23 protein-coding genes are annotated in these 24,276 nt (G+C 63.3%); 17 read left to right on the forward strand and 6 right to left on the reverse strand.

Annotated elements, in window-relative coordinates:
* Position 1: 1 nt before the first annotated feature.
* Positions 2 to 1,102 carry a THUMP domain-containing class I SAM-dependent RNA methyltransferase gene (locus tag BVG79_RS08310; RefSeq protein ID WP_085786470.1) on the reverse strand — a complete coding sequence of 367 codons (1,101 nt, stop codon included), beginning with the start codon at positions 1,100 to 1,102 and terminating at the stop codon, positions 2 to 4.
* The gene (locus tag BVG79_RS08315) at positions 1,099 to 1,488 is read right to left on the reverse strand and encodes a RidA family protein (protein WP_085787329.1); all 390 of its coding nucleotides are present in this window, start codon (positions 1,486 to 1,488) and stop codon (positions 1,099 to 1,101) included. The genes BVG79_RS08310 and BVG79_RS08315 overlap by 4 nt, the downstream gene beginning before the upstream one ends.
* 216 nt (positions 1,489 to 1,704) lie before the next feature.
* Between BVG79_RS08315 and BVG79_RS08320 the strand changes: the two genes are divergently transcribed.
* The 11 genes from BVG79_RS08320 to BVG79_RS08370 are packed head-to-tail and all read left to right on the forward strand — an operon-like array spanning position 1,705 to position 11,629.
* Entirely contained in the window at positions 1,705 to 2,490 is a 786-nt protein-coding gene (locus tag BVG79_RS08320) for a creatininase family protein (RefSeq protein ID WP_085786471.1), read from the forward strand.
* Positions 2,487 to 3,713 carry an amidohydrolase family protein gene (locus BVG79_RS08325; protein ID WP_085786472.1) on the forward strand — a complete coding sequence of 409 codons (1,227 nt, stop codon included), beginning with the start codon at positions 2,487 to 2,489 and terminating at the stop codon, positions 3,711 to 3,713. The genes BVG79_RS08320 and BVG79_RS08325 overlap by 4 nt, the downstream gene beginning before the upstream one ends.
* Positions 3,710 to 5,095: an FAD-binding oxidoreductase gene (locus tag BVG79_RS08330; protein ID WP_085786473.1), complete on the forward strand. Its 1,386-nt coding sequence runs from the start codon at positions 3,710 to 3,712 to the stop codon at positions 5,093 to 5,095. Before BVG79_RS08325 ends, BVG79_RS08330 begins: the two co-directional genes overlap by 4 nt.
* 4 nt (positions 5,096 to 5,099) lie before the next feature.
* Positions 5,100 to 5,681 (forward strand): NAD(P)H-dependent oxidoreductase, encoded by a 582-nt coding sequence (locus BVG79_RS08335; protein ID WP_085786474.1) that lies wholly within the window; start codon positions 5,100 to 5,102, stop codon positions 5,679 to 5,681.
* Between the two features lie 12 nt (positions 5,682 to 5,693).
* Complete coding sequence (locus tag BVG79_RS08340; protein ID WP_236951339.1) at positions 5,694 to 6,464, forward strand: ABC transporter ATP-binding protein; 771 nt, start codon at positions 5,694 to 5,696, stop codon at positions 6,462 to 6,464.
* 3 nt (positions 6,465 to 6,467) lie between these two features.
* Complete coding sequence (locus BVG79_RS08345; RefSeq protein WP_085786476.1) at positions 6,468 to 7,328, forward strand: ABC transporter permease; 861 nt, start codon at positions 6,468 to 6,470, stop codon at positions 7,326 to 7,328.
* Between the two features lie 58 nt (positions 7,329 to 7,386).
* Positions 7,387 to 8,535, forward strand: a complete 1,149-nt coding sequence (locus BVG79_RS08350) for a hypothetical protein (protein WP_085786477.1) — start codon at positions 7,387 to 7,389, stop codon at positions 8,533 to 8,535.
* Positions 8,535 to 9,389: a bifunctional 5,10-methylenetetrahydrofolate dehydrogenase/5,10-methenyltetrahydrofolate cyclohydrolase gene (locus tag BVG79_RS08355; RefSeq protein WP_085786478.1), complete on the forward strand. Its 855-nt coding sequence runs from the start codon at positions 8,535 to 8,537 to the stop codon at positions 9,387 to 9,389. The genes BVG79_RS08350 and BVG79_RS08355 overlap by 1 nt, the downstream gene beginning before the upstream one ends.
* Positions 9,376 to 10,167 (forward strand): IclR family transcriptional regulator, encoded by a 792-nt coding sequence (locus BVG79_RS08360; RefSeq protein ID WP_085786479.1) that lies wholly within the window; start codon positions 9,376 to 9,378, stop codon positions 10,165 to 10,167. The genes BVG79_RS08355 and BVG79_RS08360 overlap by 14 nt, the downstream gene beginning before the upstream one ends.
* Positions 10,164 to 10,991: a bifunctional 5,10-methylenetetrahydrofolate dehydrogenase/5,10-methenyltetrahydrofolate cyclohydrolase gene (locus tag BVG79_RS08365; protein WP_085786480.1), complete on the forward strand. Its 828-nt coding sequence runs from the start codon at positions 10,164 to 10,166 to the stop codon at positions 10,989 to 10,991. The genes BVG79_RS08360 and BVG79_RS08365 overlap by 4 nt, the downstream gene beginning before the upstream one ends.
* Before the next feature lie 26 nt (positions 10,992 to 11,017).
* A complete protein-coding gene (locus BVG79_RS08370) occupies positions 11,018 to 11,629 on the forward strand; it encodes a nuclear transport factor 2 family protein (protein WP_085786481.1) in 612 nt (203 codons plus the stop codon).
* A 17-nt stretch (positions 11,630 to 11,646) separates the two neighbouring features.
* Here the strand turns inward: BVG79_RS08370 and BVG79_RS08375 are convergent, their stop codons facing one another.
* The 3 genes from BVG79_RS08375 to BVG79_RS08385 are packed head-to-tail and all read right to left on the reverse strand — an operon-like array spanning position 11,647 to position 16,107.
* Positions 11,647 to 12,516, reverse strand: a complete 870-nt coding sequence (locus BVG79_RS08375; protein ID WP_157115660.1) for a DMT family transporter — start codon at positions 12,514 to 12,516, stop codon at positions 11,647 to 11,649.
* Positions 12,517 to 12,538: 22 nt separating this feature from the next.
* Entirely contained in the window at positions 12,539 to 14,884 is a 2,346-nt protein-coding gene (locus BVG79_RS08380; RefSeq protein ID WP_085786483.1) for a PIG-L family deacetylase, read from the reverse strand.
* Between the two features lie 11 nt (positions 14,885 to 14,895).
* Entirely contained in the window at positions 14,896 to 16,107 is a 1,212-nt protein-coding gene (locus BVG79_RS08385) for an ROK family transcriptional regulator (RefSeq protein WP_085786484.1), read from the reverse strand.
* A gap of 278 nt (positions 16,108 to 16,385) precedes the next feature.
* On the opposite strand from BVG79_RS08385, the gene BVG79_RS08390 reads away from it, so the two are divergent.
* Genes BVG79_RS08390 through BVG79_RS08415 form a run of 6 tightly spaced genes read left to right on the forward strand, consistent with a single transcriptional unit; the run spans position 16,386 to position 22,923 of the window.
* A complete protein-coding gene (locus BVG79_RS08390) occupies positions 16,386 to 17,630 on the forward strand; it encodes an extracellular solute-binding protein (protein ID WP_236951340.1) in 1,245 nt (414 codons plus the stop codon).
* Positions 17,631 to 17,642: 12 nt separating this feature from the next.
* Positions 17,643 to 18,578, forward strand: coding sequence for a carbohydrate ABC transporter permease (locus BVG79_RS08395; protein ID WP_085786486.1), 936 nt, complete (start codon positions 17,643 to 17,645; stop codon positions 18,576 to 18,578).
* Complete coding sequence (locus BVG79_RS08400) at positions 18,575 to 19,426, forward strand: carbohydrate ABC transporter permease (protein WP_085786487.1); 852 nt, start codon at positions 18,575 to 18,577, stop codon at positions 19,424 to 19,426. The genes BVG79_RS08395 and BVG79_RS08400 overlap by 4 nt, the downstream gene beginning before the upstream one ends.
* A gap of 4 nt (positions 19,427 to 19,430) precedes the next feature.
* Positions 19,431 to 20,948 (forward strand): argininosuccinate lyase, encoded by a 1,518-nt coding sequence (gene argH, locus BVG79_RS08405; RefSeq protein ID WP_085786488.1) that lies wholly within the window; start codon positions 19,431 to 19,433, stop codon positions 20,946 to 20,948.
* Complete coding sequence (locus tag BVG79_RS08410; protein WP_085786489.1) at positions 20,948 to 22,009, forward strand: ABC transporter ATP-binding protein; 1,062 nt, start codon at positions 20,948 to 20,950, stop codon at positions 22,007 to 22,009. The genes argH and BVG79_RS08410 overlap by 1 nt, the downstream gene beginning before the upstream one ends.
* On the forward strand, positions 22,006 to 22,923 hold the full coding sequence (locus BVG79_RS08415; RefSeq protein ID WP_085786490.1) for a carbohydrate kinase family protein: 918 nt from the start codon (positions 22,006 to 22,008) through the stop codon (positions 22,921 to 22,923). Before BVG79_RS08410 ends, BVG79_RS08415 begins: the two co-directional genes overlap by 4 nt.
* A gap of 6 nt (positions 22,924 to 22,929) precedes the next feature.
* On the opposite strand, the gene BVG79_RS08420 is transcribed toward BVG79_RS08415, so the two are convergent.
* Positions 22,930 to 24,273 carry a TrkH family potassium uptake protein gene (locus tag BVG79_RS08420; protein WP_085786491.1) on the reverse strand — a complete coding sequence of 448 codons (1,344 nt, stop codon included), beginning with the start codon at positions 24,271 to 24,273 and terminating at the stop codon, positions 22,930 to 22,932.
* Positions 24,274 to 24,276 lie beyond the last annotated feature (3 nt).

Consider the following 24,276-nt stretch of genomic DNA (forward strand, 5'->3'; position numbering starts at 1 on the left):
TTTACAGCGGGTCGGTGCGGAAAAGCTGCACCTTCAGCCCGCCGTTAGCCACCACCGTCCCCGAAGGCAAGAACGGCAGCCCCGTCGCTTTGGCCAATCCGCTGTCCGACGTGATGATGCCAACCTGCCAGCCTTTGAAACGCTCGCTCAGCACCTTGCCCATCGCGCCGTACAGGCCGAACAGCGTCTTCTTCTCGCCAATGCGCGCGCCATAGGGCGGGTTGATGATGACCAAACCGGCAGGCCCCTCGGGCGGGGTGATGTCGGAAATGGATTTGGTCTCGAATGTCGTCACTTCGCCCACACCCGCGCGGGCCGCATTATCGCGGCTCATGCGGATGGCCCCAGCATCGCGATCGCTGCCATAGAAGCGCAAATCGGTGCGCCGCCCGCCCGCCTTCAGCCCCGCCAGCGCGGCGCGATCAAATTCGGCCAGTTGTTCAAAGGCAAAGCTGCGCGCGCGGCCAGCGGGCAGATCCATCGCCACCTCGGCCGCCTCGATCACCAGCGTCCCCGACCCGCACATGGGGTCCAGCACCGGCATCTGCCCGTGGTAGCCGCATTGGCGCAGGAACAGCGCGGCCAGCGTCTCGCGCATGGGGGCCTTGTTCACGGCCTGCTTGTGGCCACGCTTGTGCAGCGACTCACCCGTCGTATCGACGGAAATCGTCACCAGATCATCCTCGATCCGCACTTTGATGGTGATGGGCGCGTCTTGCGCAATGGGCGCGCCCAGCGTTTCGCGGATGGCGGTTTCCACGCGCTGCGCAGCGGCACCCGCGTGGTAAATCTTGGACTTTACGGTCACCGCCTCGACCTTGACGGGAACATCCGCGCGCAGCAGCTGGTCCCACGCGATTTTGCGGGCGCGCTTATCCAACTGCGCCAAGTGCATCGCACGAAACGACGCGATCCGCGCCAGCACACGCACGGCGCCGCGCAGCTTAACATTGGCCCGCCAAACTGCGGGCCAGCCGCCTTCCACCGTCACGCCGCCCGGAATGGTGCCCGTCACGTTCAGGCCCAGCGCGCGGGCCTCGTCGGCCAGCACGTCCTCAAGCCCGGGGGCAGTCACCAAGAATATTTCATCAATCGCAATCATGACAGCGCCGCCGTCACTTCGACTTCAACCAGAAACTCGGGGCGCGTGAACCCCGTGACGATCAGCAAGGTCGAGGCAGGTTTCACGGGCGCATCGGCCAGCCACTCGTCACGCGCTTGCATGTAGGCAGCAAAATCCTCGCGCCGGGTGACGAAGCCCGCCACGCGGATCGCATGCTGCGGGCCAAGGCCCGCCTCGGCCAAGATCGCGCCGCAGTTGGCAAAACAGATCCGCGCCTGTTCCAGCACGTCGGGCGGCGCGACATCGTCGGGGCCAACCCCCAGCTGGCCGGATGTGACGACCAGTTTTTGCGGCGCATCCACCGCCACACCCGATGAATAGTGACCAAAGGGCGGCCGGATCGTCTTGGGTTCTAGCGGTTTCATGGCATTCTCCAATTGAACGGGTGTCTGTGATGCGCCGCGCGCCAGAAATCAAGGCCCGTTGCGACACCGATGACAAATCAATCGCAGCGCGGGCGATCTGCACAAATTTTAACACCAGATCAGATGACTCGGTAGCAAGGCACCAGCAGACCTTGCGGCAGGCGTCATTCGCGTTCAATCAACATATAACCGACCTAACGCTCGATAATCGATCAAATGCCCTATAGATACTGGTCCGACCTGCGCGCACCCGACTTCACACCCGCTTTGGCAGGGGCCGTCGCGCTGCTGCCCGTGGGCGCGACAGAACAACACGGGCCCCACTTGCCGCTGAATACCGACACGCTGCTGGCCACCGAAATGGCGGAACTATCCGCCGCCGCCGCGAACAGCGCTGACGTGTTGATCCTGCCGACGATTGCCGTCGCCAAATCTGACGAACACATCCACTTCCCCGGCACGCTGACGCTGGATGGCCCGACGCTGCTGAGCGTGCTGGAGCAAATCGGCGCAAGCGTTGCCCGCGCGGGCATCAAGCGGCTGGTGTGCATCAACGCCCATGGCGGCAACGTGCCCGCGCTGCAGATGCTGGTGCGTAGCCTGCGCATTCAACACGACATACTGGCCGTCACTGCCGGTTGGATTGGAATGGGTTTTCCCGAAGGCACCGTATCACCGCGCGAGCAGGCCGAGGGGATCCACGGCGGTCTGGTCGAAACGGCAGCGATGCTGCATTTCCGCCCCGATCTGGTCGATATGACACAGGCGCAGCACTTCGTGCCCGCTTCGGCAGCGGTCGCGCAAAGCAATAGCGTGCTGCGCATGATGGGCAGCGTGACAACCGGATGGTGTGCCGAGGACCTGCACCCCGCAGGCGCTGCGGGCGATGCCGCCAGCGCGACGGCGGCCCTTGGGGCGCAGTTGGTGGCACATTCCGCCGCGCGTTTCGGAACACTTCTGGACGAAGTGGCCGCGCACCCGCTGCCCGGGAGTGCGGCATGAACCGCATTTTCCAAAACGCACGCATCCCCGCCGCGCTTTGCCCGAACCTGACCGGTACCGATGTCGGCGAGGGCCTGATCCAGCTGGATCTGCACATTGCGAACGGCCTTATCAGCTCCGAACCGGTTCAGGGCGAAACCGAGGATCTAAACGGACGCATCGTTCTGCCGTGTTTTGTCGATATGCACGTGCATTTGGACAAAACCTACACCGCCAAACGCGCGGGCGTCAGCAAAACGGGGCTAGAGGAAGCCGTGCAACTGGCCATGGCCGACGCCCCGAACCGCACCCGGGCCGATCTGGACGCGCGGCTGGAACGCGCCGCTGCCGCCGCCTACCAGCGCGGCACAATCGCGCTACGCTCGCACACCGACAGCATGTTGGCCCCCGCCGACAACCCCGCGTGGCAAGCACTGGTCGCGCTGCAAGATCGCTGGGGCGGCAAGCTCACCATCCAACCCGTCGCCCTCATGCGGATCGAGCGCGCGGCCTCGGACGATTTTGCCGACCGCTGCGCGCAGATTGCGGCCACTGGCGGCGTCGTCGGGGGGTATATCTCCTCGGACGCATGCCCGCCTGCGGTGATTGACCGCTTTTTCACCACCGCCGCCGCCGCGGGGCTGGATGTGGATTTCCACGTCGACGAGACCATCGACCCCGCCGCAAACGGGATCGAGGCGGTGCTGGACGCGCTGGACCGCACAGGGTTTACCGGTCGCGTTACCCTCAGCCACTGCTGCAAGCTGTCGGCGATTGCACCAGATGCTGCCCAACCCATCATCAACCGCATGGCCGACGCTGGCGTGCATGTCGTCAGCCTGCCCATGTCGAACGCCTTCCTGATGGGCCGCGCCCCCGGCCAACTGTCGCCCCTGCGCGGCATGACGCGCGTGCAGGAACTGCGCGCGGCGGGCATTCCGGTCAGCTTTGCATCGGACAACGTGCAAGACCCGTTCTTCGCCTACGGCGGCTACGACATGCTGGAGGTGATGCGTAACGCACTGCTGCTGGGTCAGCTAGAGGGCGCGCCGCAAAACTGGATCACCGCCGCCACTGCACAGCCCGCCGCGACTATGGGCCTGCCGCTGGGCACCATCCAGACAGGCCGCGCAGCCGATTTGATCATTTTCGACGCGACAGACTGGGCCGACCTGTTCTCGCGCGCGCACGAAGACCGCCGCGTGCTGCGCAGCGGCAGCCCGATTAGAAAGGACTTGGCATGAACCTCGACGCCTTCCGCGCCGCGATCGACGGGATCGAGGTCGAAGACCGCCCCAATATCGTGCGCCTGAAAAGCCGCGACTTTTTCTGGTATTCGCCGATCCTGAAACGCCAGTTGGACGGGTTTGTCGGCGATCTGGTGGTGTCCCCCAAGGACGAGGACGAGGTTGTCCGCATCCTCGCCGCCGCCTATGCAAATGACGTGCCAGTCACCGTGCGCGGCGGGGGCACCGGCAACTACGGGCAATCCATGCCGCTGCAGGGCGGCGTGGTGCTGCACACCAACAAGCTGGTCGGCATCACCCAGCTGGGCGAGGACACCGTCACCGCCCGCGCGGGCACCATCATCGAACATATCGAACACCATCTGCGCGAACACGGCCGCGAGATCCGCCTGTTCCCCTCGACTACGGCCTCGGCCAGCATTGGCGGGTTCATCGCGGGGGGATCGTCCGGCGTCGGCGCGATCCGGTGGGGCGGACTGCGCAACCCCGCAAACATCCGTCGCGTGCGGCTGGTCACGATGGAAGAAACGCCCCGCATTCTGGATCTGACGGGCGAGGATATTCACAAAGCCGCCCATGCGTATGGCGTGAACGGCGTGATGACGGAAATCGAAATTCCGGTCGATCCCAGCAGCGACTGGGTCGATGTCATGGTCACCACCCCCGATTTTGCGGGCGCGAATGATCTGGCGATCAGCCTTGGGGAAAACACGGCCGTCCTGCTGCGGATGCTGTCCTCCTTTGCCGCGCCCATCCCCGAGCTGTTCTTTCAGCGCTTCCGCCCCTTCGTCGGCACCGGCCGCGGCGTGATCGCCGCCATGGTTCGGCGCGAGGATCTGCCCGCCTTCACCGCGCATCTGGCCCAATGGCCAACCGCCGAACTGGTCTATCGCGCCGATCAGGCCGACCCTGCCCTGCGTCTGCCCGCCGTGTTTGAAATGGCGTGGAACCACACCACGCTGCGCGCCATCAAAACCGACCCCGGCCTGACCTATCTGCAAATGATGTTCCCGCGCGATGCGATGGCCGAAACCATCGCCGCGCTGGACACACATTTCGGCGACGAAATCATGCTGCACTTTGAATTCACCCGCTTTTCGGGCGTCGTCAGCCCCGTCGCCATGCCCATCATCCGCTTTAGCACCGAGGAGCGGCTGGAGGCCCTGATCGCCGCGCTGGAGCGTGATTTCGGCATTACCGTCTTCAATCCCCATCGCGTCACGTTGGAGGAAGGCGGCATGAAGCGCACCGATATTTCCCAGCTGGAGTTCAAGCGCCAAACCGACCCCAAAGGCCTGATGAACCCCGGCAAGATGATCGCCTGGACCCACCCCGATTGGCAGCCCGAAGCTGGCAAATCCTTCCTGTTCCAAGAGTAACGCCATGAAAGTTCACGTCATTTACGCCCACCCGCAGGAAGACAGCTTCAACGCCGCCCTGCACCGCACAGTGGTCGACAGCCTGCGCGAGGCCGGCCACGAGGTTGACGACCTCGACCTGTATAAAGACGGCTTCAACCCTGTACTGTCGCGGCACGACCGCGATACTTACCACGATGTCCCCGCCAACCGCGCGCTGGTCGATGACTATGTCCGCCGACTGGAAAGCTGCGATGCGCTGGTGCTGTGCCACCCTGTCTGGAGCTTTGGCTGGCCCGCGATTCTCAAGGGGTATATCGACCGCGTGTTTATCCCCGATGTGTCGTTCAAACTGCGCGACGGCCAGATGGGCCCCGGGTTGATGAACATCAAAAAACTGGCGACCGTGACGACATATGGCTCGAAAAAGTGGCGCGCGTGGTTCTTGGGTGACCCGCCGCGCAAGAACGGCACGCGTTTCCTTCGCGTCGTGTGTAACCCGCTGGTCAAGGTCAGCTACCATGCGCTGTATGACATGAACAACGTGACCCGTGCCGATACCGACGCCTATCTGGCCAAGGTGCGCCAAGCCATGCTGAAGTTCTAAGGGGGAATGCCCGTGACCGACCTAGCGACGGAAAAGCCAGATCTTGCCACGCTGGCCCTGCGTTTCGACAATGTGTCGATGCAATACCCTGATGGCACCGTAGCGTTGCAAGACGTCGACCTGACGATCCGGCGGGGCGAGTTCGTCTCTGTGGTCGGCCCGTCGGGATGTGGCAAGTCCACCTTGCTGAAACTGGCCTCTGGCCTCGAGGAACATACCGGCGGCGAGATCCGCGTCGACCGCTCGAACCTCGGCTACACGTTTCAGGATGCGACGCTGCTGCCGTGGCGCACCGTTTTGCCCAACGTCGAGCTGCTGATGGAACTGCGCGGCGTCCCCCCCGAGGAACGCCGCAAGATCGCGCTGGAACAGATTGAACTGGTCGGCCTGAAAGGGTTTGAAAACCACTACCCTAAACGCCTGTCGGGCGGCATGAAAATGCGGGCGTCGCTGGCACGGTCCCTGGCGCTGAACCCCGCTGTGTTCATGTTCGACGAACCCTTTGGCGCGCTGGATGAAATCACCCGCGAGCGGCTGAATGACGAGTTGATCGCCCTTTATCTGCGCAACGGTTTTACCGGCATGTTCATCACCCATTCGATCCCCGAAGCGGTTTACATGTCGTCGCGCGTGATCGTGATGAGCCGCCGCCCCGGCCGCATCATCGCGGATTTCGACATTCCCTTTGCCTACCCCCGCCAGCCCGAGCTGCGCTATGACCCCGAATTCAGCCGCATTGCCGGCGAAGTTTCGGTTGCCCTGCGCCACGCCATCGAGGATTGAGCCATGACCGATATCGCCCCCAAGATCCGCACCGAGGCCTATGCCCCCACCCCGGTCGCCCCGCCCAAAACCCCTGCGCAAAAGGTCATGGCGACTTTTCTGCCCCCGCTGATCATGGGGGTGATTGTGGTGGTGACCTATTGGCTGGTGCGTGAAAGCCTGCCTGCCCACCGTCAATTCCTGATGCCCTCGGCCATCGGCATGTGGGACAAGGCCCTGTCCCGCCCCGAAGTCTGGGCGGAACTCGGCAGCCGCAGCCTGACCACGCTGATCATCGCGCTGACGGGCCTCGCGTTCTCGATCCCGATCGGCATGGCACTGGGGATCATCATGTTCCGTTTTTACGTGATGGAACGCGCCGTCTATCCCTTCCTTGTCGCGCTGCAATCCATTCCGATCATGGCGATCATTCCGTTGATCCAATCGGCGCTGGGTTTCGGGTTTATGCCCAAGGTACTGATCGTGATCCTGTTCACCTTCTTCGCCATCCCCACCACGCTGCTGCTGGGCCTGAAAAGCCTCGACCAAGGCGTGCTGAACCTGTTCCGCCTGCAAGGCGCCAGCTGGACGACGATGCTATGGAAAGCGGGCCTTCCCTCGTCCGCCCCCGCGCTGTTTGCCGGCTTCCGCATCTCGACCAGCATGGCCGTCATCGCGGCTGTCACGTCAGAGCTGTTCTTTATGGCAGGTCGCGGCGGTTTGGGGCAGATGCTGGTCAACGCCAAGACCGACTTCAAATACGAACAGATGTATGCTGCGCTGATTGCCTCGGCCTCGTTGTCGATCGGGATTTTCGTGGTGTTCACGCTGGTCGGAAACAAGATTTTCGCCAGCTGGCACGAGACCGCTGAACGCAAAAGCTGACGAAAAGGCCCATTCGGGCGAAGACCTGAAGACCTCCCTCATCCAACAGGAAACGCTGATGAAACGCATTCTTACTGCACTGATGGCGACGACGACCGCTTTTGCGGGCGCTGCGGCCTCGGCTGGCGAATTTGCAACCGCCAATTACACCACCCCGCTGGCAGATGTCTGCCCCAGCCCGTTCTACATCCAAAAAGACTGGCTGGCGCAGGCTGAACACGGCGGCCTTTACCAGATGATCGGGTCGGGCGGCACGATGGAATCGGGCGTCTATCGCGGCCCGCTGGGCTCGACCGGTATTGAGCTGGCGATCCTAGAAGGCGGCGGCGGCATCGGCCTTGGCGATGGCGAGACGGCCTATTCATCGCTGTTCAACGGCAACTCGAAGGCGGGCGTCATTCCGCACCTCGGCTTCCAAGAACTGGATAACGCGTTCATCTTCTCGAACATGTTTCCGGTCGTGGGCGTTTATGTGCCGCTGGACATCGCCCCTTCGGGCCTGATCTGGGACGAAGGCACTTACCCTGAAGGCTTCCATTCGGTCGATGACCTGAAGGAATTCGGCGCGTCGGGCAAAGGCATGATCTATGTCTCGACCATCACGCGCACCTTCGGGCTGTGGCTGGTGAACCAAGGCGTCCCGCGCGAGGCATTCGTCGAGGGCTACCGTGGCGATCTGGAAAACTTCGTCGCCAACAACGGCACGTGGTTGAACCAAGGCTTTGTTACCACCGAGGTCTTCAACCTGTCGAACGGTATGAACTGGGCGAAGCCCGTAGATGCGGTCACTGTGAATGATCTGGGATATCCGGTGATCACGGGGATGCTGTCCGTCGCCCAACCGCGTTTGGAAGAACTATCGCCCTGCCTTGAAAAGCTGGTGCCGATCATGCAGCAAGCCGCGATCGACTACATCACCGACCCTGCCGAGGTGAACCAAGTGATCGCCGACTTCACCGAGGGTGGCTATTCTGCCAGCTGGTGGCGTTCGGGCGTTGATCTGAATGCCTTCTCGGCTGCGGCCCAAAAAGAACGCGGCATCGTCGGGAATGGCACAAACGACACCATCGGCGATTTCGATATGGATCGCGTGGCCGCCATGTTCGATCTGGTCAAACCCATGTTGGACGATCGTGCAAACCCCGATGTCACGATTGACGATGTCGTGACGAACCGCTTTATCGATCCTTCGATCGGGCTGAAGTAATGGCTGTGCTGCTGGATGGCGACGCATTGGCAGCCCGCCTGCGTCAGGAAATGGCTGCGCGCGTTGCCGCCAGCGGCATTCGTCCGGTCATGGCGACCGTGCTGGTCGGGACAGACCCGGCCAGCGAATCCTATGTCGCACGCAAGCACCAAGACTGCGCTGAAATCGGGATCGAGGCACTGAACATCCGCCTGCCAGAACAGGCGACCCCCGCCGATGTTCTGGCTGAAGTCGCGCGGTTGAACGCCGATCTGGATGTCGATGGCTTCTTCGTGCAGTTTCCCCTGCCCCCCGGCCACGATGAACAGGCGGTGGCGGCGGCCATCGACCCTGCAAAAGATATCGACGGGCTGCACCCCGAAAATCTAGGGCGACTGATTACCGGCAGGGGCGGCATTCCGCCCTGCACCCCGATGGCGGTGCTGGCGTTGCTGCGTGGCTACGGTATCGCTTTGGCGGGCCAGCATGTGGTGATCATCGGCCGTGGGCTGCTGGTCGGGCGCCCGCTGGCCATGCTGCTGTCAGCCCCCGGCATCGACGCCAGCGTCACCTTGCTGCACAGCAAAACGCCCGATCTGGCAACCTTCACCCGCAGCGCCGACATCGTCATCGCAGCGGCGGGCCACCCCGCGCTGGTGACCGCCGAAATGATCCGCGTTGGGGCGACGGTGGTTGGCGTCGGCATCACCTATGGCGATGACGGCGCGATGGTGTCGGACATTGCAGCCGATGTCGCGGGCAAAGCCGGTGCCGTCACCCCGCCCCATGGCTCGGTCGGGCCGCTGACGCGCGCTATGCTGCTGCAAAACGTCATCAACATCGCACAACAGCAGGCCGACCATGTCAGCGCTTGACGAAAACCGCGCCATGTTCGACGAGGACAAGGAAATCTCGCTGACCTTCGCGCGCGGCCTCGATCTGATCGAGGCCTTCGCTGGCGGCGAGCGCCGCCTGTCTATCCCCGAATTGGCGGCCCGCACCGATATGAACCGCACGGTCGTCCGCCGCCTTGTGCGCACGTTGGAAAAGAAGGGCTACGCCAAGGCCGATCGCGGCGTGTACGAGCTGACGCCCCACATCCTGCGCCTGATCCGTGGCTTTATCGAGGGGCGCAGCCTGCCTCAGATCGTACACCCCCTGCTGCGCGCCGCCGCCGAGGATATCGGCGAGAGCGTATCTTTCGCCATGTTGGATGATACCGAGGCCGTCTATGTCGCCCACGCCTTTCTGCCCGCGCGATTCACGTTGAACATGGTCACAGTGGGCAGCCGCGCGCCGCTGCTGCCCACCGCTGTCGGCCGCGTCATTCTGGCCTTCCTGCCTGATGTTGAACGCGCCAGCACCCTCGCCCGTCTGCCCAGCCAAGCGCACACGCCGCAGACCGAAACCGACGATGCAAAGCTGGCGCAGATTCTGGCCGACTGCCGCCGCTTGGGCTACTGCCTATCGGACGGTGAATATGTCGATGGCGTCGCATCATTGGCCGTGCCGGTGTTTGATGGCATGCGCCGTGTCACCGGCGCGCTGTCGATCATCTTCCCGACGAACGGGCACGACGCGGTGGAAATTGCAGGTCGACTGGCCCCCCGTATGCAAGCGACCGCGTCGGCCTTGGGCAGTGCGCTGCAATGACCACGATTTTCACAGGCTTCGCGCTGGCCGATAGTATTCTGGCCGATGTCGCCGCCGCCGTGCAGGCACTGGGGCGCGCCCCGGTTTGTGTCACGCTGCATGACCCCGCAAACGGCCCCGCCCGCGCCTATCTGGCCCGCCAAATCGATCTGGCCCGCGCGGCAGGCATTACCCTGCGCGCCGAAAGCTATGCCGACGCTCCGCTGGACCAGCTTGCCGAACTGGCGGCTGACCCCGGCCTCGACGCGGTGGCGACGCTGTTTCCGCTGCCCCCCGGACTGACCCCTGCCTTGGCCGCCAGTGCCATTGGGCCACAAAAAGACGTCGACGGGCAGCACCCGCTGCTGGCGGGGCCCCTGCTGCTGGGCGAAGGCACGCCGCGTCCCGCCGCAACCGCAATGGCCAGCCTGCTGTGCGCGCGCGCCATTTTGGGCGATCTGCGCGGGCAGAACGTTACAATCATCGGCGCCTCGCGCCTGATCGGGCGGCCGCTGTCGATGCTGCTGACTGATGCGGGCGCGACCGTGACGCTGTGCCATATCGACACGCGCGACCTGCCCGCCCACACGCGCGCAGCCGATCTGGTGATTTCGGCTGCCGGCGTCGCGGGCCTGCTGGGGCGTGACCACATCGCCCAAGGCGGCCGCGTGCTGGACTTGGCGATCATTCCCAAAGACGGCGGCTTGATCGGCGATGCCGATCTGGCCGACCTGATGGGCCATGCGGCGATTGTCTCGCATGTGCCGAACGGGGTCGGGCCTGTCACCGCGGCCTGCCTTTTAAACAACATCGTCGCGGCCGCGCGCGGCGGCGATGCGCTTTAACCCAATAAAACCAACAGGGACCAAAAATGAAAAAGCTGATTGCCCCCTTCATCGTCGCCGCCATGACAGCGGCCCCCGCCCTTGCCGCCGAAGTGCGCCCGGGCGTGTTCTTCGATGGCACGCTCGAGACCGAAGGCACCCAGCGTGCGACGATGCAGAACCTGATTTTCGACATCGCAACCGCATGGGCCGTTTGCGACCGCGACGCGATGGCCAATGCCATCACCGACGACGTGTCGTTCTCGTACCCGACCAGCGCGGTGAACGGCCGCGAGGCGATGATGGCCGACCTTGAGGCATTCTGCGGCGCCGCCACCGACACCAGCCTCTATTTCCCTGCCGACGCCTTCTACATCGACACCGAAACCGGCCGCATCGCCGCCGAGGTGCAGTTCCGCACCTTCCAGCGCGGCAACCGCCAAGTGGTGAACGATGTCTGGATCGCGCATGTGGCCGACGACAAGGTAAACGTCATCAAGGAATATCTGGATGGCCGCGTGAAAGACCTGCAGGCGCTGGGTGTGCTTGAGCTGGAAGAAAGCCCCGAATTCCTGACCCCATGGCCCTCGCGCACCGATAAATGGGCAAGCTGCTTCCCCATCGTGCGTGCCGCCCCGATCAACGACTGCGTGGAATAACGGCCTCGGCCCGCCTGCTATGCGTGGCGGCGGGCCACCACCAACCCCAGAATGATAACCAGCGCCCCGCCAAGGGTGTAAAGTGTGGGGATCTCGTCAAAAAAGGTGTAGCCCATGATGGTCGCGAAAATCAGCGACAGGTACCCTAGCGGCGCAAGCCGCGTTGCGGGCGCCAGTTGATAGCCCCGCAAATAGCAATACTGCGCGACCTGCGCGATAATGCCTATTCCCAACAGCAGCGGCAGCTGGCCGATTGAGACAGGTTGCCAGACCAACATCGCCGGAATGGCGGTAAACAGCGTCAGCCCCAGCGTGTAAAAGACCATCATCACTGTCGTATTCTCGCCCTTCAGCGCGCGGGTCTGGATGGTGGCCATCGCGCCGAACAAGATCGCGCCACCCGCAAAAAGGTAGCCAAGGCCAAGGTCTTCCTCGCCAAACCCTGTCAGCCGGGGCAGCAGCATGACGCCCACCCCCAACAAGCCCAGCGCCGCGCCGCACCACCGCCAGCCCGTCACCCGCTCGCCAAGTAAAAAGATGGCCATAACCATTACGACCAGCGGGCGCAAAAACCCGATGGCATTGGCCGTCGCCAGCGGCAAAATCGTCAGCGCCCCCCAGTTGCTCGATAGCGCGACGGCGTTGCAGGTCACGCGCAGCACATTGCGCTTGGCGTTACGCGTCTGCCGGATGGCCGCCCAGTTACGCCATACCAGCGGCAGCACCGCGACCAGCCCCACAAGCGAGCGGAAGAAGACCATCTGCACCGCCGGAAAATCGGCACCGCCCTTCTTCACCAGTACCGTCATGCTGCTGACCAAAGCCATATCCAGCAGAACCCATAGCATGCCCTGCCGCACGTCGGCGGCAGGGGTATCGTCAGCCATCAAGGGGCGCGCCTCGGCCATTTCAGGCAGGCTGGATCAGGTTCGCCATCAACCGGAACGCGCCGGGCACCAGACGATCCATCTGGTGGTGCAGCACAAGCGCACAATGCGTGTGCCGCCCTTCCCCGACGCGCCCTGTCACCAGCGACCCCAGCAGGGGTTGTTCATCAGGGTCGGACATCGCCAGCAGTGGCTGGTAGACGTCGTCCCACGACGACAGGAAGTAAAGCCCGCGTTCCTTATCCCAGCCGTCAAAATCGGCGTGGGTGATGGGGTTCGGGCCAGCCAGCAGGTCATGGTCAGGTTCGAGAATCGTCACTGGCGCATTCGGGCGAGTGACGCGCCACCGCAGCGACGGACTGTCGACGACCATGCGGGCGGGTGTTGTCTCGTCGGGCTTCCAGTTGTCCCACGGGCGGTGGTAGAGGGTCACCAGATTGCCCCCCGCCTGCACCCATTCCCGCAGATCAGCGGTCGCATCGGCCAAATCGGGGCGCAGACCAAAGGTGAAGATCCCGACAACAATCGTGTCGAAGCCCGCAAAGCCGTTCGCCCGCGCCAGATCAAAGGCGGCTACGTCCAGATCGACCACATCCGCGCCCATGCGTTGCAGCCACAATCCAACGCGGTCGGCCCCGCCGCCGACATAGCCAACGCGGCCCTCGGGCATCTTCAGATCAAGGGCCAGAATATCGACACCTGCGGGCGTCACTTGGGTGAGGCGACCGATGTGCGCATAGGAAATCGGCTTCGCCTGCCAGCCGGGCTGCCCCGCGACCGAGATCGGCAGGCGCAACTTGCCCGCCCCCAACGCGCCGGGCGTCAGCGTGACCTTGCCGTCCGCCGCCGCGACATTCAGGCCGTCGATCTGGCCGAACGCAACACCGCCGTCGGGCGCGTTGCCAGTCACCGCGAAGCTGACCGGCTGCGGCTGCGCCAGATTGATCAGCACAGCATCGGCCGAAGGCGTCACCGAATACGCCGGTTGCAGCAGCGGTTCTTCCTCGAGATCAAGCGGAAGGGTGAAGGCGATACTGTCGACCCGCAGGTTGATGCTGGCGGACAAAATGCCGTTGCCGCCCATGCGCGTCCAGCCGGGCAGATAGCGGCTGCTGGGCGACTGATCTGCGGGTACGGCCAGCGTGATCAGGTGCAGGCCATCAGCCTCGACCGCGCCGCCGCGTTGGGGAATACCCTCGGCACCCACGCCTTGCACTGTGGCAGCGCCGGGGTTGACCCACACGGCCAGTGTCGCGCTGCGGCCTGGCACCAGCGGGTCTTGCAGCCATGCGGTTGCATCAACGCCCGCGGCCAGCGCCAGCGCGGCCTCGACCTCGGCGATTTTGCGGGTGATGCGGTGGCCGTGGGCAGCGGCAAAGTCAGGCGCCAACGGCACGCTGAGCGCGGCATGCGCGGCGGCTAGCGCTGCAATCATCGGGCCTTCGTGCGGGAACGCGGCGCGGGCGGCGTCTATTTGCGCGGCGGCGGTCTGCAGCGTGTCGGGCGCGCCAGCGACGGCCGCCAGTTGCGCCAGAGTTGCGGGCAGATTGTCCAGCACGTCATCCTCGGGGGCGGCGCCGTGCAGCGGCCATTGCACACGCGGCAGCGCACGCCAGTGCCCCATACCTTGCGAGGCATGGTAGCCGCGCGAGACTTCGCCCAGCTGATCATAGCGCATGCCGGTAACGGGGTCGGTGCCCGGCGCATGCACCATCACCGTCGTCGCGGGAGGCGGCAGTTCATCGTCATATGTCTCGCCGCCGCCCGACCACGCGGGCAGGTAGAATTTCGCAACCTGCCACGGGGCAAGTCCGTCCATCTCGTAGGCGGGGTCGGCAGCCAGCGCGAGGGCGGCCTCGGCGGCCTCGGTCATGGCGCGGTGGTGGCCATGTTGGCCGGGCACATCAAGGAAGGTCGGGATCACGATGTCGGGGCGGTATTCGCGGTAGGCCCGCACCAGCCGGTCGATCACGCGCTGGCGACCCCAGCGTTCCAGCGTGTCTTTGCCGTCCTTGGAAAACCCAAAGTCGTGGACAGGATCAACCGGCCCATGCCCCAGCCATGCAACATCGGCGTCAATGGCGCGGGCCGCTTCCTCCATCTCGCGCGAGCGGACGAGGCCGAGCGCCGCGCCGCGTTCGGGCCCGAGCGCATTCTGCCCCCCCTCGCCGCGCGTCGAGCAAGCCACGACCACCCGCATCCCGCGCCCCGCGCTAAACCACGCGAGCAGGCCGGTTTGTTCGTCATCGGGGTGGGCACCCGTGTTCATCATCGTAACCGTCGATTGCAGGCGGCCCAGCGCGCGGGCAAGACGTGCCAGTCGCGGCTGCGCGGCGCGGCGGAAAAGGCGGGAACGGTCAGTCAGCATGGTCTTCTTCCTCAGGTCCTGTTGTCGTGCCGCAGTTCCGCGGCTGTATTATGATCAAGCAAAGGCATAGCCGCCGCGCCCAACGCGGCGGTATAGGGGCCGGTGTGCCCCAAAATGACCCGCGACAGGCTGCGCGCCTGACGGCTGGAAACGGTCACGGGCAAAGGGTTCAGATGGTCGATCAGCGCGTTCAGCACAGGGCGCGGCATCAGCCCACCCAAGGTGATCGTTTCGGGGTCGAACAGGTTTTCGACCAGCGCCAGCAGCGGCGACAGGTGGTCGGCGGCCTGACGCACCCATGCCAGCAGCGGCGGGTCGGTTTCTGGGTCAAGGCCCGTCAGCAGATCAAGGTCGGACACGTCCGGCCCGCGCGTCTCGCGCAGAAAGTCCCACAAAGCAAAGACCGAGGTGCGATCCTCGACCGGAACGGCGGGGCCACCGTCGCGCGGGGGCAGAACCAGCTGCCCAATTTCACCCGCGTTGCCGAACGCGCCGCGCAGCGGGCGTCCGTCGTGTATGATCCCAAGGCCCAGACCGACCCCGAAATAGACATGGCAGAAATCGCGCAGCGCCCGCCCTGCGCCGTGCAGGCTTTCGTAAACCGCGGCGGCGGTTGCATCATTTTCGTGCATCACGGTGGAAATGCCGGTCACATCACGAATCATCGCGGCAGGATCGCGGCCAGCCCACCCCTTCAAGGTTGCAGGGCCGACAGCGCTTATACCCTCAATCTCGAACGGGCCGGGCATCACGACGCCCATGCCGATAATCGCGGGCGATCCGGTCTCGGCCCCCAACAGCGCGATCTGCTGTTGCAGCGCAGCCATCACCGGGCCGGGGGTCGTGTCGGCCAGCGGAACAATGCTGCGCGCGCGCAGCCCCCCCGTCAGCCCCTGAAAAACGGTGACCAAGTGGCCCGCCGCAATTTCCACCCCCAAGCTGACAGGCCCCTGAGGATTCAAAGAAAACTGGCGTGCAGGTTGGCCACGGCCCGCCCGCAGGCGGCCCATTTCGATGACCAACCCTTCGTCCAGCAGTTCCTCGATAATATTGCCCACCGCCTGCTGGGTCAGGCGCGTGTGACGCGCCATGGCGGCGCGACCGATCTCGCCATGCTCGCGCAGCAGCCCCAGCACGAGGCTGCGGTTGTGGGCGCGGTTGCGCTCGGGGTTGGCCCCGATGGCACGCTGGGGCTTGGGCGGGTTGGCGTCGTCGGTTGTCATAGCGGAATTACCCCGGTTTTGCCGCGAGAATCACCGCGGTGCCCTGCCGTCTTGCCAATAAAGACAGATGCTTTGAACCCCGCGGCAGCAATTGCATTCCATTTGACTGCACCGCGAAAGGTATAGAATCACAAAAATAACTCAAGTGAATTAAGTTATTGACAAACGACCCGCCGATCCCCGACCATACCGCTTGGACTGGCCTCTTTTGCGGCCACCAACAACAACCTATGCCGGACCGAAATCTCGGAACCGGCTATTTCGGAGGAATGAAGACGATGCGTACACTGTCGAAGATCGCGGCGCTGGCCAGTGGCGTCAGCTTCCTGTCGGTCGGGGCAGCCTCGGCTGTCGAGATCGAATATTGGCAATATGTTTTTGATACACGCGTGGCTGCCGTCGATCAGCTGATCGAGAATTTCCAGGCCGCGAACCCCGATATCACCGTCAAACACGTCACCTTCCCCTACGCGGATTACCAAACCCGCGTTGTCGCTGGCACGATGGCCGGCCAAGGCCCCGACGTGATGCAGTTCTTCTACGGCTGGCTAGACAACTTTATCGCGCAAGATCTGGTCCAACCCCTGGACCCTGCTGTCTTCCAGACGGCCGAAATCGAAGCGGACTTCTTCCCGATCGTCTCGGCAATGGAACGTGATGGCGCGTATTATGGCCTGCCCACTGCTGTGCGTTCGCTGGCGTTGTTCTACAACAAAGACCGCATGGCCGCCTTTGGCCTTGACCCCGAAAGCCCCCCCGCCACGCTCGACGAGCTGATCGCCCAAGCGAAAGCCTCGACCGAGCGCGACGCAGCCGGCAACTACACCTCGATCGGCCTGACAATCGAAATGGGCGGGCAAGATCACCAATGGTGGCGCGAGGCGCTGGTGCGCCAATTCGGCGGCGAGCCCTATGACGCTGACGGCAACGTGGCCTACACATCCGATGCAGGCAAAGCGGCGTTCCAATGGTACACCGATTTGGCGAATGTCGAACATGTCGGCGCGCCGGGTTTCATGGACGAAGGCCAAGCCGCCTTTAAAGCGGGCCTTGCCACCTTCACCATCGACGGAACCTTCCGTCTGGGCGCGTTTGCACCCAACCCATTCGAATGGGGCGTGACCGAACTGCCCGCCAACGACGAAGGCGTGCGCGGCAACTATTCGTCCTACTTCGCCAACGGCATCGGTGCCGATGTCGAGGGCGAAGAGCTGGAAGCAGCCCAGAAGTTCTTGGCTTACCTGTCCTCGGACGAAGCCATGCAGGTGTGGCTGGACGTCGTGGGCGAGCTGCCCGCCCGCCGCGCTGCGGCCCTTACCGACGAAAATCTGGCAAACCCGATCTATGGCCCGTTCCTGCGCGGTCTGGAATACGCGCACACCACCCGCTTCTACGACGAAGCCGGTCAGCGCAAGGTCATGCTGGATGCGGCCAACCGCGTCTTCTTGGAAGGTATGAACCCGGGCGAAGCCCTGGACATTGCCGGCCGCGAAGAACAAGCCATCATCGACGAACTGCGCTAAGGCGAAGGCTAGATGTCAGTGACAGATCAAAAGGGGGCGGCAGAGCGCCGCCCCGGCCTCTGGAGCAATATGGGGATCCGCACAAAACACGTGCTGTGGGCTTGGGCTTTCCTTGCCATCCCCGTCCTGTTCTATGTCGTTATCCGCTTCTATCCCACGCTGGACGCGTTCTGGCTGTCGCTGACAGACGGCAACATCCGGCGGGGCCCGAAATTCATCGGACTTGAAAACTACACCAAGCTGTTTTCGGACCCTGCCTTTTGGAAAGTATTCAAAAACACCTTCCTCTATCTGATAATCGGCACGCCGATCTCGCTGCTGGTGTCGTTCACGATTGCCTACTACCTTGATCGTGTCCGGTTCATGCACGGCTTTATCCGCGCGCTGTATTTTCTGCCCTATCTGACGACCGCAGCGGCCATGGGCTGGGTGTGGCGGTTCCTTTACCAGCCGGTGCCGATCGGGTTGATCAACTCGTTCCTGACATGGCTGGGGTTTGACCAGCAACCGTTCCTGCGCTCGACCGATCAGGCGCTGTTTGCGGCGACCATTCCGGCCATCTGGGCGGGGCTCGGGTTTCAGATCATCATCTTTATGGCAGGTTTGCGGGCCATTCCGTCCTCGTTCTACGAGGCTGCGCGGATCGATGGCCTTGGCGAATTTGCAATCCTGCGCAAGATCACCCTGCCCTTACTGAAACCGACCACCATCTTCCTTGTCGTGCTGTCGTCCATCGGCTTCCTGCGCATTTTCGACCAAGTGCAATCGCTGACCGCGAATGACCCCGGCGGCCCGCTGGATTCGACGAAACCCCTGGTGATGATGATTTATCAGACCGCATTCTCCAGCTTCAAAATGGGCTATGCCTCGGCGCAGACGGTTGTTCTGTTCCTGGTGCTGCTGCTGATTTCGCTGCTGCAACTGTGGCTGTTGAGGGACAAGAAATGAGCGCGGCGACGCAAGAACTAGCGGCGAACACCCGCAACATCCGCCCCGGCCGGATCATCACATGGACGCTGCTGTTTTTGGGCGGCTTCGTTATGGCGCTGCCGATCCTTTACATGTTTTCGACATCGCTAAAGCCCGCGTCGGCCACGTTCGACCTGCGGCTGATCCCTGCGGTTCCGACGCTGGACAACTACATCGACATTCTGAAAGACGGCCGTTTTATCAAATGGTTCTGGAATTCGATGATCATTGCGGTGGCGGTCACGCTGTCGAACGTTTTCTTCGATAGCCTTGTCGGCTACACGCTGGCCAAGTTCGACTTCCGCGGCAAGAACATCGTCTTCATCGGCATCTTGTCGACCCTGATGATCCCCACCGAAATGCTGGTGATCCCGTGGTATATGATGTCGGCAAAACTGGGCTGGCTGGACACGCACTGGGGCATCATGTTCCCCGGTATGATGACCGCCTTCGGCACCTTCTTGATGAAGCAATTCTTTGAGGGCGTCCCGAACGACTTCCTAGAGGCGGCGCGCGTCGACGGGCTAAACGAGTTCACCATCTGGTGGAAAATCGCGATGCCCATGGTGGTTCCGGCCCTGTCGGCGCTGGCGATCTTCACCTTCCTTGGCAACTGGACATCGTTCCTGTGGCCGCTGATTTCGACGAAATCGCCCGATCTTTATACGCTGCCGGTCGGCCTCAACTCCTTCGCCGTGGGCGAGGCTGTGAAATGGGAACGCATCATGACGGGTGCCGCGCTGGCGACCATCCCGACCCTGCTGGTGTTCCTGGCGCTGCAACGCTTTATCGTGCGCGGCGTGATGCTGGCTGGTCTGAAAGGCTAACACGATGGCAAATCTGCAAGACCCGCGCCTGACCGACACATCGGGCTTCCCCGATCCGGTCTACAAAGAAACCGTGTTGCGGCCCCTGTTCGATGGGGCCAAGACGCACCACGTCGCCGCCTTTGGCGCCATCGACCGCGCCCATCTGGTGATGCTGGCCGAAACCGGCATCCTGACGCCCGAACAAGCCGGCAAGATCGCTGTCGCCCGCGCCGCGCTGGATGACGAGATCGACCCAGCCACGCTGGTCTACACCGGCGAGGTCGAGGATTACTTCTTCCTTGTCGAAAAGGAACTGAAGGTCCGCGTCGGTGCGGAATTGGGGGGGCGTCTACACACCGCCCGCTCGCGCAACGACATCGACCATACGCTGTTCAAACTTGGCCTGCGCGCGCGCCTGAACGTGCTGATCGGCCAAGCCATCGCGCTGCACGGCGCCATCGTGAAAAAGGCCGAAGCCGAGGCGGACACCCTGATCGTGGCTTATACCCACGGCCAGCCTGCCCAACCCTCGACCTTGGGACACTATCTGTCCGCCATGGCCGAAGTGCTGGCCCGCGACATCCAGCGCCTGTTCGAGGCGTACCGGATCGTCAACCTCTCGCCCATGGGCGCGGCGGCGATCACGACCTCGGGCTTTCCGATCAACCGCGAACGCGTGGCGGAGCTGCTGGGCTTTGCCGCACCCTTGCAGAATTCCTATTCCTGCATCGCGGGCGTCGATTACATCACGTCGACCTACAGCGCGATTGAACTGCTGTTCCTGCACTTGGGCCGCCCCATCCAAGACCTGCAATTCTGGACCAGCTTCGAGGTTGGCCAGATCTATGTGCCGAATGCACTGGTGCAGATCAGCTCGATCATGCCGCAAAAGCGCAATCCGGTGCCGATCGAACACCTGCGTCATCTGGCTAGCCAAACCGTGGGCCGCGCCCACACGATGCTGACCATCATGCATAACACCCCCTTCACCGACATGAACGACAGCGAAGGGGAAACGCAGGAAACCGGCTACCAAGCCTTTGCCACCGCCGCGCGCGTGCTGGAATTGCTGACCGCGCTGATCGCGCAAATCAGCGTCGACCCGGCGCGCGTTGCCAACAACATCCGCCGCTCGTGCATTACCATCACCGAACTGGCCGATAGCGTCGTCCGCCGCGAGGGGCTGTCCTTCCGCGAAGGGCACGAGATTGCTGCAGCCGTGGCCAAGGCTGTCGTCGCCGCGCAAGGTGATCTGGGAACCGATGGCTACGCGCCCTTCTTGGACGCCTTCCGTCACGCCACGGGCCGCGACCCCGAAATCGACGCTGCCGCCTTTGCCGAGATCACCTCGCCCGAATATTTCGTGGCGGTGCGTGATCGCACCGGCGGCCCTGCCCCCGCTGCGATGGCCAAGGCAATCGCGGGCTATAAGACACAGAACGCTGCCTTCGCGGCAGACCTAGAAACCTTTATCGCGACGCAAGCGGCCGCAGATGCCCAGCTTGCAACCGCGTTCAACCTGTTGAAGGAAGCTGCCTGATGGCCAAGATTGAACTGGAAGGTCTGGTCAAGGATTACGGCAAGGTTCGTGCCGTCCACGGCATCGACCTGCAGATCGAAGACGGCGAGTTCGTGGTGTTTGTCGGCCCCTCGGGGTGCGGCAAGTCGACCACGCTGCGCATGATCGCGGGGCTCGAGGATATCTCGGGCGGCGCGCTGAAAATCGGCGGCAAGGTCGTCAACCAGCTGGAGCCTAAGCAGCGCAACATCGCGATGGTGTTTCAAAACTACGCGATCTACCCGCATATGACCGTCGGCCAAAACATCGGCTTCGGCCTTTATACGTCAAAGTTGCCCAAGGCGGAAAAAGACCGCCTTGTCCGCGAGGCCGGCGAGACGCTGGGCTTGACGCCCTATCTGGACCGCCGCCCCGCCGCGCTTTCGGGCGGCCAGCGTCAACGTGTGGCTATCGGCCGCGCGATGGTGCGCAGCCCTGCCGCGTTCCTGTTCGACGAACCGCTGTCGAACTTGGATGCGCAGCTGCGCGGCCAGATGCGGATTGAGATCAAGCGCTTGCACCAGCGCCTTGGCACGACAATCGTTTACGTGACCCACGATCAGGTCGAAGCCATGACCATGGCCGACAAGATCGTCGTCATGCGCGACGGGCGTATCTTGCAGGTTGGCAGCCCACTGGATCTGTATGAAAATCCAGTCGATGTGTTCACCGCTCGCTTCATCGGCAGCCCGTCGATGAACGTGGTCGACGGTGTATCCGATGGTGCGAACCTGACGCTGGGCCAAAGCGTGCTGCAAGGCGCGGGCACGGGCGTTGCTACTGGCGCGGTCAAGGTCGGCCTGCGCCCGCACGACCTGAAGGTCGGCGTTCCGGGCGACATGCAGCTAGAGGCGACCGTAACCGCGATCGAACCCTTGGGCGCAGAAACGCTGGTGCACCTTGATGTTGCGGGCCAAGCGCTGATGGGTTCCGCCCCCGGCCGCAGCCTGCCGCAAGTCGGCAGCACCGTCACCGCATCGGTCGCACGCGGGGCGTTGTACCTGTTCGATGCGCAAACCGAAAAGGCGATGGGCCGCGCATGACTGTACTGAAGCGCGGCGACGGGGTGCTCTGCCTTGGCCGCATCTATGCCGACCTCGCCTTTGCCGACCTCGACGCCCCACCCACACCGGGGCGCGAGGTTTACGCAGACAGCTTCAGCCTGACACCGGGCGGGGGCGCCGTGATCACGGCGGCCCACCTGCTTGATTTGGGACAGCCGACGCACTTGCTGGCGCGTCTTGGCACCGACCCCATCGCAGAGGCCGTGGCCGCGCAGTTCCGCCCCCTCGGGTTGGATCTGACCTATGTCGAGCGCGCGCCCGACGCAGGACCACAGCTGACCGTGGCCATCGTTACCCCCGAGGACCGCGCCTTCATCACACGGCGGAGCCCGCGCGGTGTTCCGCGTGATGCGGTGGCAGCCCTAGGTACGCACGGCATCGGCCATTTGCATATCGCCGAATACGCGACTTTGGCCGAGGCGCCGGAACTGCTGGCTGCTGCAAAGGCCGCGGGCCTGACGGTGTCGGTAGACCCCAGCTGGGACGAAAGCCTGATCCGCGGCGACGGTCTGCTGGCCGCCTGCGCCGGCACCGACATTTTCTTCCCGAACATGGAAGAAGCCGTCGCCCTGACTGGCTTGTCGGACGCCACCGCCGCGCTGAATGCCTTGGCGGTGCACTTCCCGATTGTCGCGTTGAAATGCGGCAGTTCGGGCGCGATGCTGGCGCATGGCGGGCAGGTTTACACGGCAAGCGCGCCCAAGATCACCGTCGTCGACACCATAGGCGCGGGGGACTCGTTCAATGCAGGATTCCTGCAGGCATGGCTGGGCGGTGACACACCGCAGGGCTGCCTGAACCGTGCGGTTCAGCGCGGCACGCAATCGGTGATGGCAGCGGGTGGCACGGGCTGCATCGCGGTGCGCCCCGCCCCGACCGCAGTGGCGATTTAGATCGCCTTACCCCACGTGGATGCGCTCGTTCGGGTAGCGCACGCGTGGGGGCAATTGCGTGGCAAGGAAGAACCCCAGCGTCAGCGGCCCCAAGCGTCCGATGAACATGATTGCCATAATTACGGCACGCCCAAAATCATTCAGATCGCCCGTATAATTGCGCGACAGGCCGGTGGTGCTGAAGGCGCTGGCAACCTCGAACGCGATGTCCAGAAACTGGCCGTCATGCGATAGGCTGAGCAAAAACACCCCGCAGAAGACCAGTATCAAACTGACTGCAACCAAGGCCATTACCTTCAAAATCTGGTCATGGTCGATGCCGCGCCCGAAGATATGTAACTGCGTCTGACGGCGGAAAAACGCGATGGTCGCCAGAATCATCACGGCAAACGTCGTCACCTTGATCCCCCCCGCCGTCGAGGTCGCGCCCCCGCCAATTAGCATCAGCGCGATGAACAGCATGGATGTGCTGTCGTGAATGCCGCCGATGTCGACTGTGTTGAACCCCGCCGTGCGCGGCGTAACCCCTTGAAACCAGCTAGCAGCGATACGCGGCCATGTGCCATCCAGCGCACCCAGCGTCAGCGGATTGGTCCATTCCAGTGCGGCAAACATCACCACCGACCATGGGATCAGCACCGCCGTCCCGACCAGCATGATGCGCGTGTTCAGCGAAAACGCCCGCCAGCGCCGCCGGTAAATCACATCGTGCAGCACGAAATACCCGATGCCGCCCGTGATAAACAGCGCCGGCACGACGATGTTCACCACCGGATCATCAACATATGGCACCAGCCCCTGCCGAAAAATGGAAAAACCCGCGTTATTGAAAGCGCCGATCCCGTGGAAAATCGCAGCCCACAGCCCCGGCCAAAACCCCAGGTCGGGGATAAAGCTGAGGCAGAGCAGCGCAATCCCCACCCCCTCGAAAATGAAAACGACCCGCGCGATCTGCCGCACAAGCCGTCCGACCCGCCACAATGCATTCTGCTTCATATCCTCGCGCAAGTACGCCTCGCCGGTCAGGCCAACGGGGCGGCCCAGCACATCAAGGATCAAGACGGCAAAGGTCATTAGCCCCAGCCCGCCCAGCTGCACCAGCACCAGCAAAATCGCCTGTCCGAACAATGTCAGCTGGCTGCCCACGTCGATCACCGCAAGCCCGGTCACGGTTACAGCCGATGTCGCCATAAAGGCTGTATCAGACCACCGCAAACCACCGGTATGGGCGACCGGTAATTGCAACAGGGCCGCGCCCAGCGCGATCGTCGCTGCATATATTCCCGCCACGACAATAGGCGGCGGCAGCAGGAAAAAACGCGCAAGACCGCGCTGGATCGCCGGCGACATAAC

The organism is Ketogulonicigenium robustum (genome assembly GCF_002117445.1).
Classification (GTDB): Bacteria; Pseudomonadota; Alphaproteobacteria; order Rhodobacterales; family Rhodobacteraceae; genus Ketogulonicigenium; species Ketogulonicigenium robustum.